Source organism: Acidisphaera sp. S103 (assembly GCF_009765975.1).
Taxonomy (GTDB): domain Bacteria; phylum Pseudomonadota; class Alphaproteobacteria; order Acetobacterales; family Acetobacteraceae; genus Rhodopila.
On sequence record NZ_LMUJ01000024.1, the window covers coordinates 171,610 to 187,762 of the forward strand.

At 67.2% G+C, this 16,153-nt stretch carries 16 protein-coding genes; 8 read left to right on the top strand and 8 right to left on the bottom strand.

The features are described 5' to 3' along the window. The first annotated feature begins 31 nt into the window (after positions 1 to 31). Positions 32 to 856 (top strand): 3-methyl-2-oxobutanoate hydroxymethyltransferase, encoded by an 825-nt coding sequence (gene panB, locus GSQ89_RS03010; protein ID WP_158921859.1) that lies wholly within the window; start codon positions 32 to 34, stop codon positions 854 to 856. A gap of 38 nt (positions 857 to 894) precedes the next feature. Further along, positions 895 to 1,158 (top strand): molybdopterin converting factor subunit 1, encoded by a 264-nt coding sequence (gene moaD, locus GSQ89_RS03015; protein WP_254073050.1) that lies wholly within the window; start codon positions 895 to 897, stop codon positions 1,156 to 1,158. Between the two features lie 150 nt (positions 1,159 to 1,308). On the opposite strand, the gene GSQ89_RS03020 is transcribed toward moaD, so the two are convergent. Next, positions 1,309 to 1,623 (bottom strand): YXWGXW repeat-containing protein, encoded by a 315-nt coding sequence (locus GSQ89_RS03020; RefSeq protein WP_158921861.1) that lies wholly within the window; start codon positions 1,621 to 1,623, stop codon positions 1,309 to 1,311. After that, complete coding sequence (locus tag GSQ89_RS03025) at positions 1,620 to 2,786, bottom strand: bifunctional 2-C-methyl-D-erythritol 4-phosphate cytidylyltransferase/2-C-methyl-D-erythritol 2,4-cyclodiphosphate synthase (protein WP_158921863.1); 1,167 nt, start codon at positions 2,784 to 2,786, stop codon at positions 1,620 to 1,622. The genes GSQ89_RS03020 and GSQ89_RS03025 overlap by 4 nt, the downstream gene beginning before the upstream one ends. A 307-nt stretch (positions 2,787 to 3,093) precedes the next feature. Between GSQ89_RS03025 and GSQ89_RS03030 the strand changes: the two genes are divergently transcribed. After that, complete coding sequence (locus GSQ89_RS03030) at positions 3,094 to 3,714, top strand: DUF2239 family protein (RefSeq protein WP_158921865.1); 621 nt, start codon at positions 3,094 to 3,096, stop codon at positions 3,712 to 3,714. Between the two features lie 16 nt (positions 3,715 to 3,730). Here GSQ89_RS03030 and GSQ89_RS03035 read toward each other — a convergent pair whose 3' ends face one another. Beyond that, on the bottom strand, positions 3,731 to 4,735 hold the full coding sequence (locus GSQ89_RS03035) for a flippase-like domain-containing protein (protein WP_158921867.1): 1,005 nt from the start codon (positions 4,733 to 4,735) through the stop codon (positions 3,731 to 3,733). Between the two features lie 155 nt (positions 4,736 to 4,890). On the opposite strand from GSQ89_RS03035, the gene hpnA reads away from it, so the two are divergent. The 5 genes from hpnA (at position 4,891) to GSQ89_RS03060 (ending at position 9,036) form a co-directional block, all read left to right on the top strand. Further along, complete coding sequence (gene hpnA / locus GSQ89_RS03040; RefSeq protein ID WP_158921869.1) at positions 4,891 to 5,883, top strand: hopanoid-associated sugar epimerase; 993 nt, start codon at positions 4,891 to 4,893, stop codon at positions 5,881 to 5,883. Beyond that, a complete protein-coding gene (locus GSQ89_RS03045) occupies positions 5,880 to 6,995 on the top strand; it encodes a glycosyltransferase (RefSeq protein ID WP_158921871.1) in 1,116 nt (371 codons plus the stop codon). Before hpnA ends, GSQ89_RS03045 begins: the two co-directional genes overlap by 4 nt. Then, positions 6,992 to 7,834, top strand: a complete 843-nt coding sequence (gene hpnC / locus GSQ89_RS03050; protein WP_158921874.1) for a squalene synthase HpnC — start codon at positions 6,992 to 6,994, stop codon at positions 7,832 to 7,834. The genes GSQ89_RS03045 and hpnC overlap by 4 nt, the downstream gene beginning before the upstream one ends. Beyond that, on the top strand, positions 7,831 to 8,694 hold the full coding sequence (hpnD, locus tag GSQ89_RS03055) for a presqualene diphosphate synthase HpnD (protein WP_158921876.1): 864 nt from the start codon (positions 7,831 to 7,833) through the stop codon (positions 8,692 to 8,694). Before hpnC ends, hpnD begins: the two co-directional genes overlap by 4 nt. Before the next feature lie 147 nt (positions 8,695 to 8,841). After that, positions 8,842 to 9,036 carry a hypothetical protein gene (locus tag GSQ89_RS03060; RefSeq protein ID WP_158921878.1) on the top strand — a complete coding sequence of 65 codons (195 nt, stop codon included), beginning with the start codon at positions 8,842 to 8,844 and terminating at the stop codon, positions 9,034 to 9,036. Between the two features lie 745 nt (positions 9,037 to 9,781). Here GSQ89_RS03060 and GSQ89_RS03065 read toward each other — a convergent pair. Genes GSQ89_RS03065 through GSQ89_RS03085 form a run of 5 tightly spaced genes read right to left on the bottom strand, consistent with a single transcriptional unit; the run spans position 9,782 to position 16,059 of the window. Continuing rightward, positions 9,782 to 10,279 carry an NADH-quinone oxidoreductase subunit B family protein gene (locus GSQ89_RS03065; RefSeq protein WP_158921880.1) on the bottom strand — a complete coding sequence of 166 codons (498 nt, stop codon included), beginning with the start codon at positions 10,277 to 10,279 and terminating at the stop codon, positions 9,782 to 9,784. Continuing rightward, positions 10,276 to 11,772: an NADH-quinone oxidoreductase subunit C gene (locus tag GSQ89_RS03070; protein WP_158921882.1), complete on the bottom strand. Its 1,497-nt coding sequence runs from the start codon at positions 11,770 to 11,772 to the stop codon at positions 10,276 to 10,278. The genes GSQ89_RS03065 and GSQ89_RS03070 overlap by 4 nt, the downstream gene beginning before the upstream one ends. Then, a complete protein-coding gene (locus GSQ89_RS03075) occupies positions 11,769 to 13,346 on the bottom strand; it encodes a hypothetical protein (RefSeq protein ID WP_158921884.1) in 1,578 nt (525 codons plus the stop codon). Before GSQ89_RS03075 ends, GSQ89_RS03070 begins: the two co-directional genes overlap by 4 nt. Continuing rightward, the gene (locus tag GSQ89_RS03080; protein WP_158921886.1) at positions 13,343 to 14,260 is read right to left on the bottom strand and encodes an NADH-quinone oxidoreductase subunit H; all 918 of its coding nucleotides are present in this window, start codon (positions 14,258 to 14,260) and stop codon (positions 13,343 to 13,345) included. Before GSQ89_RS03080 ends, GSQ89_RS03075 begins: the two co-directional genes overlap by 4 nt. Next, a complete protein-coding gene (locus tag GSQ89_RS03085; RefSeq protein WP_158921888.1) occupies positions 14,257 to 16,059 on the bottom strand; it encodes a hypothetical protein in 1,803 nt (600 codons plus the stop codon). The genes GSQ89_RS03080 and GSQ89_RS03085 overlap by 4 nt, the downstream gene beginning before the upstream one ends. Positions 16,060 to 16,153 lie beyond the last annotated feature (94 nt).

The following is a 16,153-nucleotide window of genomic DNA, read 5'->3' on the forward strand; positions in this document are numbered from 1 at the left end:
GTCGGCCGGAGCTGGCAGAAGGAGGCATCCGATGTCGAAACAGGTCGTGTCCCGCCGGGTCACCGTGCCCGACATCCTCGCGCTGAAGGGGCGGCAGAAGATCGTCAGCCTGACGGCCTATACCGCGCCGGTGGCGGCGTTGCTCGATCCGCATGTGGATTTTCTGCTGGTCGGTGATTCCGTCGGGATGGTGGTGCATGGGCTGCCGACGCCCACCGCGGTGACGCTGGAGATGATGATCCTGCATGGGCAGGCGGTGGTGCGGGGGTCGTCGCATGCTCTCGTTGTGGTCGATCTGCCGTTTGGGTCGTTTGAGGGGTCGCCCGAACAGGCATACGCGGCGGCGGTGCGGGTGATGAAGGAGACCGGCTGCCAGGCGGTGAAGATCGAGGCGGGGGAGGCGCTCGCCGGCACCGTCGCTTTCCTGGTGCAGCGTGGTGTGCCGGTGATGGGGCATGTCGGGCTGCGGCCTCAGGCGGTTCACGTCGATGGGGGGTTCAAGGCTAAGGGGCGCAATGACGACGAACGCGCTCGGGTTATCGCCGAGGCGCGTGCGGTGGATGAGGCCGGGTGTTTTGCGATTGTGCTGGAGGGTGTGTCGGAGGCGTTGGCCGCCGAGATTACCGGGTCGGTTCGGGCGCCGACGATCGGGATTGGGGCTTCGCCGAAGTGCGACGGGCAGATTCTGGTGACCGACGACATGTTGGGGGTGTTCGAGTGGACGCCGAAGTTTGTGCGGCGGTATGCGGACCTCCGCGGGTCGATTACCGATGCGGTGTCTCGGTATGCGGCGGATGTTCGGGCGGTGGCGTTTCCGGGTGATGCGGAGGTCTACCGGTTCAAGGCGAAGGAGTGACGTTTGCTTCGTTCAGACCGGGATCGGATGGGTAGGTCATGAGTAAACCGCTGACGGTTTTGTATTTTGCGTGGCTGCGGGAGCGGGTTGGTTCCGGGCAGGAGGAACTGTGCGTTCCCGATGGCGTCGATACTGTCGGGGAGTTGGTGGATTATCTGGTGACGTTGGGGCCGCGGTATGCGAACGCGTTCGCGAACCGGCGGACCGTGCGGTGTGCGGTTAACCAGGAGTTCGCCGGTCCTGATGCGGTGATCCGAGCGGGGGATGAGGTGGCGTTCTTTCCGCCGGTTACGGGGGGGTGAGGCGGGATCTGATCTGCGTTATGTGTTTGTTTTTATGTGGATAAGCAGGCGTGGATGCCGACCTTCGTCGGCATGACGGAGAGAGCGTTAGACGGGCGGTGGCGTTGCTGGGTGGGCCAGAGCGTTCCTGTGGCCCCTGCCCTTCCGGTTTTAGGACGTCCAGTGGGCGGGTTGCCAGGTCCAGCCAGCGTCGGTGCGGGACCACCAGCCTTGTGTCCATAGGTTGCCGTGGCCGGCGGCGGGGACGTACTCGCCCCTCGCCCAGACATAGCCGCCGCCACTCCAGTCCCAGTGGCCGGGCTGCCATAACAGTTGCTCGCCGGTGACGGGCGGTTTGGGGATGACTTCCGCGACCGGCGCCGGCACCGGCGGAAAGGGGTTGCCGTCGTAGGGCGGCTGCGTGGTGGTGCAGCCGGCGATCAGGGTGATGGCCAGCAGGGTGGCGGGGGCGGTGAATGTCCTCATGGGTTCGCGGTCTCCGGCGAGGGGGGAAGACAGTCTGGGACGAGGATGGAGACCACGGCCTGGGCGGCGATGCCCTCGCCGCGGCCGGTGAAGCCCAGGCGTTCCGTGGTCGTAGCCTTGACCGAGATACGGGCGGGGTCGACGCCGAGGAGGCTGGCCAGGCGTTGGATCATCGCCGGGGCGTGCGGGGTGATCTTGGGGCGCTCGCAGATCAGGGTGACGTCGGCGTTGACCAGGCGGCCGCCTCTGATGGCGATGCGTTCGGCGGCGTGGGTCAGGAAGCGGGCGCTGTCGGCGTCTTTCCAGGTGGCCTCGCTGGGGGGGAAGTGGCGGCCGATGTCGCCCTCGGCCAGGGCGCCGTAGATAGCGTCGCACAGGGCGTGGATGCCGACATCGGCGTCGGAGTGGCCGGCGAGGCCTTTGTCGTGCGGCACCTGAATGCCGCACAGGAACAGCGGCCGGCCGGCCTCCAGGACGTGGACGTCGAAGCCGGTGCCGACGCGCGGCGTTAACAGGGCACCCATGATGCGCTCCAGCCGGATCAGATCGTCCGGATAGGTCAGTTTGATGTTGTCGTCCGATCCGGGGACGACTTCCACGGTTTCTCCGGCGGCTTCCAGTAACGAAGCGTCGTCGGTGGCGCCTGTCAGGCCGGCGCGATGCGCGGCCAGCAATATCGCGAACCGGAACGCCTGCGGGGTTTGGGCTCGGAACAGGCCGCTGCGGGGCACGGTTTCGGTGATCACGCCGCGCACGACCCGCTTGAGGGTGTCGGCGACGGGGGCGGCTGGGATGGCGCCGGGGGATTCTTTTAGCGCGGCCAGGAGGGCGGGGATGGTGCCGTCCGGGATGAATGGGCGGGCGGCGTCGTGGACCAGGACGACGTCGGGGGCGTGCGGGGCGAGCGCTTCCAGGCCGGCTCGGACGCTGTCCTGGCGGGTTGCGCCGCCGGGTGCCGCGGGCAGGCAGCCGGTGATGCCGTGCAGGATCGGGTCGATGGAGGTCGGGTCGCCGACGGGTTGCAGCAGGGTCACGTGGGCGGCCAGGGCGTCCGCGGCGTGGCGGATGACCGGTTTGTTGGCGATGGTGAGGAACTGTTTGGGGGTCTCGGCACCGAAGCGGGTGCCGGAGCCGGCGGCGACGAGGATGGCGGCGATACGCATGGCGGGGAGCAATGCCGCTGGCCGGGGCGGTCGTCAATGCGTGGTCCGTTGTTGGGGCTGATGGTCGGGATGGCGATGTTTATTATCCGGGTTATATTTGCGGTGTGAGTTTTGACCGGTTGGTGCTGGTGCCGGCGTGGGTGGGTGGCTTTGAGTTGCGGCTTTTGTGCGGAGAAAGGCGTGGATTCCGACCTACGTCGGCATGACGGTGGGGCGAGGGCCGGCGGGGTGATGTAGCGACGACCTGGGAGATTGACGGACTTTTATTATACGGGTATAAATAGATTTGTCCTTGGGATTACCTGCCGTGAACGAGACATTCATAAAACCTTGCACCGCTTTCGTGGGGAGCCGCCTGCTTTCGGCTGGTCCGTTGGTTGAGGTTGCGCTTGCGGTCAGGAATGCCAGCGGCGGTTCTGGGACCGAGGCCATTCTTACCTTCGACGATGCGACGGGGCGGGTTGTCGATCTGGATCTGCGTGGCACGAAGGCCGACCTGATTGCTCGGTTGGCGGACTCCCCTGCCCCGGTCGCTGTGCAACCCAAGGTGCCTGAGATGGCGGGATCCGGGTCGGCTGCCGTGCCGCCGGCGCGGGGCCGGCCGAAACTCGGGGTGGTGGCGCGGGAGGTTACGCTGTTGCCGCGCCATTGGGAGTGGCTCAGCGCGCAGCCCGGGGGGGCGTCGGTGGCGTTGCGCCGATTGGTGGAGGAGGCTCGGCGTGTTGGCGGCTCGCGACAGGATAGGCGCGCCGCGCAGGAGGCCGCCTACCACGTCATGTCGGCGCTGGCGGGCGATCTGCCGGGTTATGAAGAGGCGATACGCGCGCTGTTCGCCGACCACCGGGTTCGGTTTGAGGACCACACCGCCGGGTGGCCCGGCGATGTGCGGGATTATGCGGTTCGGCTTGGTTTCGTGCAGGCTCCGTGACGGGTCGCGGCAGCGTTCAACGGTCCTGGGTTGCTGGGATTTTGGCGTTCGGACGCTCCGCGGTTCGCAGGCGGCGCATTTCGACGAACTGCCAGATGAGGAGGATCGGCACGCCGATCACGATATCTCGAGCACGGCGCACCAGGGAGACGGCTAGCGACAATTCGGGGGGGACGCCGAAGATCGCGCCTAGGCCGGCATACCCTGCCTCCTGCACGCCGGCGTTGACTGGGACCAGGAAGGCGAGCGCGGCGGCGGCGCTCAGCAGGGCCTCGATTGCCAGTGCGTCGTCGAAGTCGATCGGCACGCCGAGCGCCCGGTAGGTGATCCAGCCGGCCACCCCGGTGCTGAGCCAGCCGATCAGGTGCACGAAACAGCCCAGCGCCAGCTTGCCGGTGTGGCCGTAGATCAGGACGAGTTGGGCCTGCAGCAGGTCGAAGCGTTCCTCGGCGTTGGAGAACCGGTTGCGGGCGATGCGGCGGCCGATGCGGGCGAACACCGGCGCGGCGCCCTTCTGCACCCAGACAAAGCCGAAGCAGGCGAGGACGGCCGCGCCGATGCCGATCTCGGCGGGCATGGCGAGGCGCGAACCGGGCTGCCGCACCAGCAGGATACCCAGGCCGATGCAGGCGAAGGCGATCTGCGCCAGGAACTCGGCGGTGACGTCCACTACGGTGGAAGCCGTGGCTGTGTGCCACTCGACGCCGTGCAGGGTGACCGCTCGGGCGCCGAAGACGAAGCCGCCGACCTGGGAGAACGGCAGGCAGTTGGCCGAGGCGTCGCGGACCATGCGGCCCCAGATCAGCACCCAGGGCCGGCGTGTGGCGCGCGAAGGTGTGATCAGATCCCAGGCCAACCCAAGGATCACGAACAGCACGAATTGCCATCCGACGATCAGGCCGAACTTCGGCCAGCCGATCCGGCCGACCGCGGAGATGATGTTGCCGAAGCCATAGTACGACACCAGCAGCAGCGCGGTGAGCGCCCCCAGCAGGGCCAGAACGAGGGATAAGCGTCTCATGGTGGGCGGCTTCTGCCTTCACGAAGGCGCCGGAGCAAGGCCGGTGCTGTTCGTGTCCTGTCCAACCACTTAAATTCATGGGATCAAAGGGGCCGTCGGTCCCTTTGCGGGTCCGGGCAGAGCCCGGCCTGCTTTGGGCATGAGAAAGGCTTTGCATGACGACCCTGGTCACGGGTGCTACCGGTTTCGTAGGCTCCGCCGTCGCGCGGGTGCTGGCGGCCCGCGGCCACTCGCTGCGGCTGCTGACGCGTCCCACCAGCGACCGGCGCAACCTGGCCGGTGTCGATGCCGAGATCGTGACCGGCGACCTGACCGATCCTGAGTCGTTGATCCGGGCCGCTGCCGGGTGCCGATACGTCCTGCATGTGGCGGCGGATTACCGGTTCTGGGTGCCCGATCCCGACGCCATGTTGCGCGCCAACGTGGATGGTGCGCTGGCGATGGTGCGGGCCGCGGCGAAGGCCGGGGCCGAACGGATCGTTCATTGCAGTTCCGTCGCCACGCTGGGCCAGATTGGCGACGGCACGCCGGCCGATGAGAAAACTCCGACGCATGAGGCGGATTTTGTCGGGATCTATAAGCGTTCGAAGTACCTGGCAGAGCGGGCCGTGCTGGAACTAGCCGAACGGGAGGGGCTGCCGGTGGTGGTGGTCAACCCTGCCGCGCCGGTAGGACCGCGCGATATCAAGCCGACTCCGACCGGGAAGATGATCCGGGATGCGGCGGCCGGACGGGTGCCTGCGTATATCGATACCGGGCTGAACATCGTCCATGTCGACGACGTCGCGGAGGGCCATGTGCTGGCGCTGGAAAAGGGCCGGATCGGGCAGCGCTATGTGCTCGGCGGCGAGAACATGCTGCTGAAGGACATCTTGGGGCTGGTCGCCGATGTAGTGCATCGCCGGCCGCCATCCATCCAGTTGCCGGAGGCGCTGGTCTGGCCGGCGGCGCTGGTAATGGAGAAGCTGGCGAAGTTCACGGGTATCGAACCGATGATGACTCGTGACCACCTGAAGATGGCGCGCAAGAAGATGTTCTATTCCTCGGCCAAGGCGGCGACGGAGCTGGGTTATCAGCCTCGTCCGGTGCGCCTGGCGGTGGAAGACGCGGTCGCGTGGTTCCGGGCGAATGGTATGCTGGCCGGATGACGACGCTCGCGATTCTGGCCTTGCTGATCTGGATCTACCTGGTGTTCGCACATGGCATGTTCTGGCAGGCGGGGCCGGTGCTGCCGGTGGCATATCCGGCCACCGCGCCATCCGTGGCGATCGTCGTGCCGGCACGTGATGAGGCGCCGGTGATCGAGGCGACGATGCGGTCGTTGCTGGCGCAGGATTATGCCGGCTCGTTCCGGGTGATCCTGACGGATGACAACAGCACCGACGGAACGGGTGACATCGTTCGGGGGATCGGCGATCCTCGGGTGACCGTGATCGCCGGGGCGCCTCGACCGGCGGGGTGGAGCGGCAAGCTGTGGGCGGTCTCGCAGGGGGTGGTGGAAGCCGATGATGCGGAGCTGATTCTGCTGACCGATGCCGATATCGTCCACGAGCCGGCGCATCTGTCCTGCCTCGTTGCTCTGATAGAGCAGCATGGTCTTGATCTGGTGTCGGAAATGGTGAAACTGGCGTGCGAAAGCCGAGCGGAACGGGGGTTGGTGCCGGCTTTTGTTTATTTCTTTCAGTTGCTTTATCCGTTCGCCTGGGTGAACGACGGCCTGAAAGGGACCGCCGCCGCGGCCGGCGGGACGATTTTGATCCGGCAGCGGGCGTTGCGGCGGATCGGTGGGGTGGAAAGCGTGAGGGGGGCGTTGATCGACGATGTTGCCTTGGCGACCGCGGTGAAGAAGGGCGGGCGGATCTGGCTGGGCCATGCGGACCTCGCCCGGTCGGTGCGGCCGTATCCGGCGGTCATTGATATCTGGCGCATGATCACGCGGACCGCTTTCGTGCAACTGCGTTATTCGCTGCTGCTGCTGATCGCGACGACGCTGGGAATGGCGCTGGTGTGGCTGGTGCCGCCGGTGGCCGCGCTGTTTGGCCATGGGCGGGCGTTCTGGTGTGGCGTGGCGGCGTGGATGCTGCTGTCGGCGTCGTATCTTCCGACCTTGACGCGGTTCGGCCGATCGCCGCTGTGGGCGCCGTTTCTGCCGCTAGTCGCCTGCTTCTACATGGCAGCGACTATCGGTTCCGCGGTGAACCATTTCCGTGGCGCCGGCGTGGCGTGGAAGGGTCGTGCGTATCCGGGGACAACGGGATGAGCGGCGCGGGCGGTCTCGACGTCGAGAACTGGTCGGGCAAGGACCGGGGGGATGAGAATTTCCCTGTCGGGTCGGTGCTGATCGCTCGGCGGTATCGCGATCCGATCCATCGGTTCTATCGGTTCGCGCGCAACGCCGACGATATCGCCGATTCGCCGGTGCTGTCGCCGCAGGACAAGCTGGTCCGACTTGATGTCATGGAGGACGTGCTGCTGGGGCGGCGGGAGATTGGATCGCCCAGCGCGCTGGCGTTGCGGGCCAGCCTGGCGGAGACCGGGCTTTCGACTCAGCATGCGACCGACCTGTTGATCGCGTTCCGCCAGGATGCGACGAAGTCGCGTTATGCGACGATCGATGAGCTGTATAACTACTGCCACTACTCGGCGGTGCCGGTGGGGCGCTATGTGCTGGACCTGCATGGCGAGAATCATGAGTGCTACTCGCCATCGGATGCGCTGTGCATGTCGTTGCAGATATTGAACCATATGCAGGATTGCGGGAAGGACCTGGCGGAGCTGGACCGCTGCTATCTGCCGCAGGCGCTGCTGGATCATTTCGGTGCGACCGTGGCCGATCTGAAGTTGCCGGCCGAGACGCCGGCGCTGCGCCGGGTGTTCATCACGTTGCTGGACCGGGTGGATCGGATGAACCATGCGGCGTCGGAATTGCCGGAGATCGTGCGCAATCGGCGCCTGCGGATCGAGACCGGTATTATCCATGGGTTGGCGAAACGACTGGCTCGCCGGCTGGTGCATAACGATCCACTGGCGGGCCGGGTGAAGCTGCGCAAAACCGATGCCGTGTTCAGCAGCCTGGCCGCCGTGTTCTATCTGGTATGACGGACCGTACCACGCCGCTGGGTGCGGCCAAGGAAGATCTGGACGCGGTGGAGGCGATCGTGCGTGCCGCCGGCACGTCGTTTTATCACGGCATGCGTGTACTGCCGCCGGATCGGCGCCATGCGATGTACGCGATCTATGCGTTCTGCCGGATCGTTGACGATATCGCCGACGAGGCAGGATCGATGGAGGACAAGCGGCGTGAGCTGGCGGTGTGGCGGGACAATATCGCCGGGTTGTATGAGGGCCGAAGCGACGGGCCGGTGACGCGTGTGCTGGCGTTGGCGGTGCCTCGGTTCCAGTTGCGGGCTGAGGATTTCATCGCGGTGATCGACGGGATGCAGACCGACGCGGAAACGGTTGTGGTGGCGCCGGATATGGCTGAGCTGGATCTTTATTGCGATCGCGTTGCGTCGGCTGTCGGACGTTTGTCTGTCCGGACGTTTGGCGATGCATCACCGGCGGCGGACCAGGTGGCGTATGCGCTGGGCCGAGCGTTACAGTTGACAAATATTTTGCGGGATATCGAGGAAGATGCGGAACGGGGGCGGATCTATCTGCCTCGGGAATATCTGCGGGATGCCGGGGTGCCGGCCGATCCGGTGGCGATCCTGACCGCCCCGGGCCTACCGGAGGTTTGCGACCGGCTGGCGACGCTGGCGCACGGGTATTTCCGTGAGGCGCGGCAGGCGATGACGCTGTGCGACCGGCGGGCGATGAAGCCGGCTCGTTTGATGGCGGCGACGTATGACGCGATTCTGACGGTGGTGGAGAAGCGGGGGTGGACGCGGCTGGACCTGCGGGTGGGGCTGTCGAAGCGGCAGAAACTGTGGCTCGCGTGCCGCTATGGGTTGTTTTAATGCCACATACTCACTTTTGCGTGGTTGATTCCTATTGCGTTCGCGCGGATGGGCGTTGCATAATGATCTCAGTCGATTAGGGCGAGAAGTTCGCCTCGACTGTTAGCCCGACTGCGCGCCCCTTCAACCTCTCCGGAGCAACTGCTCGTGAATACCTCGTTCAAACGTCTGATCGCCGCGACGGCTTTCATCCTGCCTGTGGTCGCCCTTGCCGGGTCGCCGGCGATGGCCGCGACCAAGACCAAGACGGTGGTGCACCACACGACGGCGGTCCACAAGACCAGCGTCGTACACAAGACGACGACCCATGCGAAGAAGGTCGTCAAGCCGACCGCCAGCTAGGGTTTGTGGTATGGGCCTCTCCCGTTCGCGGGAGGGGTCGTTTTTGTTGTGGGATCGGCTGGTCGGGGGCTGTGACAAGTCTGTGTTGGTTTCGGGCCGCGAATGTCCTATCTCGCACGGGTCGTCAGGGCGGCTTGTGGTCGCTGCTTCTTTTTGAAGGCGGATGTAGCGGGATCGAGGGGGATGAAGGGGATTTTCTTCTCGCTCAGGACTGCGCGGCGATGCGGCGGACTTCGGTTTTGGATCGGCCGATAAGGCATAGGCTATGATCTGTTTTGGGCCCGGCTTCGACGGCTGCGCATCTCCTTTATCCCTCTACATCCCGCTTATCCGCCTTAAAATTTGACTAGTGTCCACGACGACAGTTGGCCAAGCGCGACGGTCCTGCCCGGCGCTTGTCGGCGAAGTCGGCCTCGCCTGGCTCAGGGTGGCGGACATTGGCATATACATTTTGCTTTACGGGGCTTCCGCAAAGGCGTGGATGCCGATCTGCATCGGCATGACGAGAGGACGGTGTTTGCGTTGGCACGACAACGGGGCGAGGTCTGCGTCGGCGTGACGAGAGGATGGCGTTTGCGTTGGCACGACGAAGGGGCGGGGTCTGCATCGGCATGACGAGAGGACGGCGTTTGCGTTGGCATGACGACGGGGCGGGGTCTGCGTTGGCGTGACGACGGAGCGGCCTTTGCATCGGCATGACGACGGGGTGGGGTCTGCATTGGCGTGACGAAGGGGTGGCGGGTTATTACTTGGCGTTTGCTTCCAGCAGGGCTCTTAGACCGGCCAGGATGCGGGCGGGGGGTGGGGGGCAGCCGCCGATGGTCAGGTCGACGGGGACGGCGAGGCCGGTGCCGCCCAGGACGGCGTAGCTGCCTTTGAAGACGCCGCCGTCTACGGCGCAGTCGCCGACGGCGACGACCCATTTCGGGTCCGGTGTGGCGTCCCAGGCTTGCTCCAGCGCGGTGCGCAGATTGCGGGTCAGTGGGCCGGTTACCAGCAGGACGTCGGCGTGGCGGGGGCTTTCCACGAAGCGCAGGCCGAAGCGTTCCAGGTCGTACAGGACGTTGTTCAGCGCGCGCAGTTCCAGCTCGCAGCCGTTGCAGCTTCCTGTATTGACGTGGCGTATCGCCAGGCCGCGGCCCAGGCGGGCTTGCGCGGCGGCCTCCAGGCGGGCGGCCAGGGATGCCGTGGTTTCGGGGTCCGCGGGGCCGACGGGGTCGGGGTGCGGGGTTCGAAGTATCATAAATCCATTCCGGAAGCGGGCAGTGCGAGAGAAGCACGAATCAGGCTGGCATCGTCGGCGTCGGCTCCTTCCAGCACGCGTTCGGCCAGCGGCCACAGGGCCCAGCCGGGATCGCGCGGGAAAACCGAAGCGATCTGGCCGTGATCCAGCCGCAGCCAGTGCCAGATGTCGCCGCGGATCGACTCGGCACAGCCTATTCCCTCGCCGCTAGCCTGCGGCAGGGCGACGGTCAGCGGACCGTCCGGCAGGGCGTCGAGCGCGGCGCCGATGAGGCGAAGGCTTTCCGAGATCTCGAACAGCCGCAGGTGCTGCCGAACAGCGGCGTCGCCTTCGGCGCGGGTGGCGATGCGAGGGGCGAGCGCGGCGTATCCTGGCGAAAGCATGGTGCGCACGTCGAACGCACGTCCGGATGAACGACCGACGACGCCGCCGACGCCCAGGGCGGCGACCAGTTGTTTGTCGGTCCGTCCCAGGCCGGCGAGCCGCAGGGCCAGGGCGGGACCGTCATGCAGGCGGCGAATGGAGTCCAACTGCGAGGCGATGTCGCCCAGTGCGCGCAGGATGACTTGCGGGCCGCCTTCGGCGATGTCGGTCGCCACGCCGCCGGGGACGACGCAATCCATCATCAGGCGGTGGCCGAACGCGGCGGCGGTGGCGCGCAACAGGGTCTCGCGCAGCAGGCCGCAGCGGGTTCGCACCGATTGGGAGTCGGCCAGGCGGCCGATTTCGGTGAGGTTGTCCAGGTGGCCGGCGATGCGCTCGACTTCCAGCATGACGATCCGCAGCGCGACGGCGCGGGTGGGGGCGGCGACGTCGAGGGCGGCCTCAGTGGCTTCGGCGAAGGCGATCGAGTGGGCGACGGTGGCGTCGGCGGACAGACGGGCGGCGAAGCGGGCAGCGGCTCGGGGCGATTTGCCGCGCATCAGCGTCAGGGTGCCCTTGTGGGTGAATCCCAGCACGGCCTCCGCATGCTGAACGGTGGAACCGTTCAGGGTCAGGCGCAGATGCGCGGCTTCGTCCAGGCGGCCCCAGACTGGTCCCAGGGGCAGCATCATGGCCCCTTCCCTGTCGGGATCGGCCAGCAGCAGCGGTTCGATGGCGGTTCTCGGCTCCGGCCGCGTGGCCATGGGGCGCATCTGCGGCCAGGTGCCGTGATCCAGCCAGGGCCGAGCGTCAATGCCGTCTTGCGCCACGTGGCCCCACAGATCGTGGATCATCCGCTCGTACCAGGCGGCACCCGGCAGAACCGGGGACAAAGCGGGATAGTGGCCGGCTTCGATCGGGGTTGAGACCGGTATGATCGTCAGTGCCCGGGGATCGAGGAACAGGGCGTGGGCCTGGACGGTGTCGGCCCAGTGGGCGAGCAGTGTCCATGGTTCGGTGACCGACGCATGGGTCAGGGCGGCCCAATCGGCGTGGGACAGGATATACCGCGGCCAGGGGCGGCAGATTTCAGCTTCCGCTGTCCGGATGATGTCGTTCGCGGTGGTCATGGGGGGCCGGCCACCAGTACGTGTAGCCAGAGGACGACAGTGTCAGGGGCGAAGTAGCCCACCAGGGCGGCCAGCGCCAAGGGCAACCAGGCGATCGAGGGGACCTCCGGTCGCGGGGTAAAATCGGGAAGGTGCCGGGGAAAGCCGGCCAGCACCATCGGCACCAGGGCGATGCCCAGGGGGAGCAGCAGCCAAGGATCGTGGGCACTCAGCGCCAGCACCACCAGGACGAGGCCCGGAAACATGCCCGCCGGCGGTACGCCGCCCAGGCCAACGATTGCCAGCGTGGCGGCCAGTCCGTCCGTGATCCTGGTGGCGGCGCGGGACAGAATCAGCAGGATCAGCAGGATCAGCGCGGCGAAGCGTCCGTCGGCCTGGCCGATGCTGATGGCCAGCAAGACGATGCTGGAATGGCCGAGGAACAGCAGGGCCGCACGGTGCGACCGGGTGGGACTGGTCAGCAGGAACGCGCAGGCCAGCAGGGTGAGCACGGCTGTGCCGATACCGAGAGCGGCGATGTCCGGCGGCCAGGCGGCCTGAGTGGCGAGGCGCAGGATCAGGACGATAAAGACCGCGGCGAGATCGGGCACGATCGCCGCCATGGTGACGGAGCCGGCGAACAGGCTGAACCAGCCCAGGAGCGGCGGCGCGGCGGACAGCAATTGCATCCCGAACAGCGCCAGGCCGGCGGCGAGGCTGGCCAGGACCGCGCCATTCCAACGGCGGGACAACGCCGGCAGCAAGGCCGTCGCCAGCGCGGCCAGCACCGCCAGCCACGCTGTGGTCAAATCGGGTGCGCATACCACCAGGACGGTGAAACCGGTTTGCGCCAGGGCGGCGCCTCGGCGGGCCAGGGTCAGGGCGAAGCGGGTGCGCCGCATGTAGGACCGCATCACGCCGTCCAGGGCGAGCAACGGAGCGAACACCGAAGCCAGCGGCCCGAGTGGGACGATCAGCGTCGCGGCGGTCATTGCCAGCGCCAGGCCCAGATCGATCCATCCAAGCCATGGGGCGGCGTAGGCAAAGCGCGGCGGGCCGCGATCCCGCCGGGATGCGATGGCCGGGATCAACATCCCGGCCGCGACCGGCAGCGGCAAAGCCAGGCAGGCGAGCGGGAACAAGAAGGCGGCGAGACCCATTGCCGGCGGGGCGATCAGGCTGCCGGCCAGCGTCAGCCCGTTTTGCAGCGCGACCAGCGCCATCACCTGCATCAACGGCTGGGACCGGGTCGCGGCGAGCAGGATCGACAACAGGACGATCGTCGTCGGCAGCGCGAGAATGCCCAGCGACTGGCACAGAATGGCCAGAACCGCGCCGACGGCGATGCCGAGTTTGGCGCCTCCGGCCGGGGTTGTGCGGAAATCGGACGTCTCATGCCGCGCCAGTGCTATCCCGGTGGTAAGGACCAAAGGCGGGATCGCCATCAGTGGCTGGTGCAGGACCACAGCCGTCACGGCGACCGCGGCGGATTGAACGACCAGCATGATCGCCGCGGCGGTCACCTGCCCCGTCACCAGCAAGGCGAATCCCATCACCAGGGCCAGCCCGGCACTGCCTTGCGCCAGGGCGGTCATGCCGTCCCCGCGCTGGCCAGGACCATGATGGTGGCGAGCAGTGCCAACAGAGCCGCGACGCCGATCAGGTCGGGCAGGCGGCGGTGCGGGACTCGGCCCAGCGTCGTCTGGATGGCGCACAGGCCCAGGATGAAAGCGCCGAGTTTGATCCCCCACACCGCCAACCCGATCAGCCAGGCCTGCGGTGCGCTGCCGATCGCCGCCATCCCGACCGGCAGGAACAGGCCGCCGATCAGGTCGATCCAGACCAGGCGCCGCAACCAAGCGGTCATTCGGACAATCGCCAGATCGATGCCACTGGCCATCTCATCGAGGCCATCAGCCGGGACGCTGGCCTCGGCGAAGACCAGGGCCAGCATGGCGGTCATGACGACGGCCGAGGCAGCCGCCGGCAGCAGCAAACCCTCCCGCTGCTGGCCGATGATCTGGTCGAGATTGAGGCTGCCCCCCATCAGCGCCAGCGTCACCACGGCCAGCATCAGGGCCGGTTCGGCCAGGACCGCTCGGGCGCTGGCGGTCTGTGCGGCAAGGCCGGGCGGGGCGGCGCCGGAGTCCAGAGCGGCCAGGCCGCCGGCGAGCCGGGCCACGGTCAGCAGCGATACGATGACCAGCACGTCGGCCAACGGGGACAGAGCCATCCCCAGGGTGAACGACGGCACCAGGGCGGCGGCCGACAGCGTCGCACCCAGACCGAGCGCCGGGGTCAGGCGGGCGACGATCGAGACGCTCTCGATGGTCATGGGGGTTTTTCGGGACAGCCGCAGCAGATCGCGCCAGGGCAGCAGGATCGGCGGTCCGGATCGTCCGCTGAACCTGGCGTCGAGCCAGTCCATCGCCCCCGCCACGGTCGGCGCGGCGGCGATCATCAGGCCGATATGCAGGATTTGTGCGAACAGCGACAGAAACAGGGTCATCCGGCCATCGCCAGTAGCAGGAGCAGTGCGGCGAACGTGACCAGGATCAGCCATGGTCCTGCCTCGGCCGAGGGCGGACGCGGGTGCATGAAGGCCGGAAGCCGCGGGCGCCGGGGCAGCGCGATGCCTGGAAGCGGCGGCAGGAAGCCCTCACCGGTGGATTGGGCGGCAGGTTCGCCGAAGGGTAAGCCGATCGGCGGTGCCATGCCGTCGGTCCAGGGACCGGTGGCTTTGGCTTCCCGGGGCGACCAGCGTGATACCAGCATCACACCGCCTGTCGTCAGTGCCAGCAGCGCGAGCACCGGAAGCGCGAGGTAGCCCTTGACGGCGGTGAAGGGCGACATCCACGCCACCCCTGTATGGGCGTTGGTCAAGGCCCGGATCGCCGGGTCGGCCAGCAGCCACAGGGTCGATCCCGGCAGCAGGCCGGGCAACAGGGATAGACCGGCCAGAGCCAGCAGGATGATCCGGGTGGGCGCTTTGCTCTCGCGCGCACCGGCGCCGCGCGGGGTGCGCGGCCGGCCGAGGATCGCGATGCCGATCAGACGGAGCGAGCCGGCGGTGGTCAGGGCGGCGGAGAGCGCGATCGCGGCGCCAGTCAGGGCGATTGGAAGCTGGAACAGCAGGCCGCCGATGCGGGGCGCGGACAAGACAGACTGAAACAACAGCCACAGGCCGGCGAAGCCGACACCGGGTGGGATCGCGGACAAACCCAGCAAACCCACGGCCAGCGCGATCGCGGTTGCCGGCATCGCGTGAACCAGGCCGCCGAGACGGGACAGGCGGTAAGTGCCGGCGCTGCCGGCGATCGCCCGGGCGGCAAGCGATGCCAGGACGCAAGCGGCACCGCTGCCGATCGCAGCCAGGAAAGTCGAGGCCAGCGCAAACGATGCCGCCCCGGGCAGGTCCGCCGTTCGGGCGATCAGGGCAAGGCCGATGCCTGCCGCGGCAAGGCCGGCCTGACGCCGCGCCAGGCACAGGACCGCACCGTCGATGTCCGGATGGCTGGCCGCGCACCAGCCTTCAACGATCGTGGCCGCCGCGCCGGCCAGCAGCAGGACGAACCCGCACCACACGGGTATCGCCGCGCCAGGCAGTTCGGTGATCAGGCGCAGCAGCAGGTAGGCACCGGACGGGATGATGACGCCGGCGGTCAGGGCGTCTCGGGTCCAGCAGTGTTCGGACGGGCGACTCCAAGTCAGGCCGGCGACAGCGGCAATGGTCAGCGCGGCAGTGACGGCGGCGCGGTTCGGATCGACGGATGCGGCGCGAATGGCATCGAAATTGGGAGCGAAGCCAGCCGGGGCCAGCAGGCAGACCGCGGCCAGCATGAGCAACGGGATCAGCAGCGGGAGGCGGCTTCCCCGGGGCAGCCAGATGGCGCCGCAACTGATGGCAAGACCGATGGCCAGGAGGACTCCATCTGCCGCCAGGACCGACAATGCCGTTCCGGCGAGACAGAACGCCGTTGTCCGGACCAAGGCGACCGGGGTCAGTGGTGTTGTCGTTGCCTGGAACGCCGCGATGGCGGTCGCGGCCAGGAACAGCGTGGCCAGGAAGAACGCGGACAGTGGATCGAGGGCGAGATGCAGCGACAGGTTTGGCGGGCCGATCGGGAGGGAAAGCGTGGTCGCGGCGGTGCCCATCAGCAGCGGTGGCAGGCACAGCAGCATGCCGAGGCCACTCAGCGTGGTGGCCAGGAAGCCGCAGGCAGCGAGCGGCAAGGCGGCCGCACACATGCCCAGCAGCAGCAGGGCAATGACATCGATGGTCAGGAACAGAAGGATCGGGTCGGTCACCCGTGACAGGATATCACCGTCGATCGGAGTCGGGTGCAGTGGTCAGCGATTGGTGAACACGCGGGATGATGTTGACGGATTCGGCCGGTCGGAC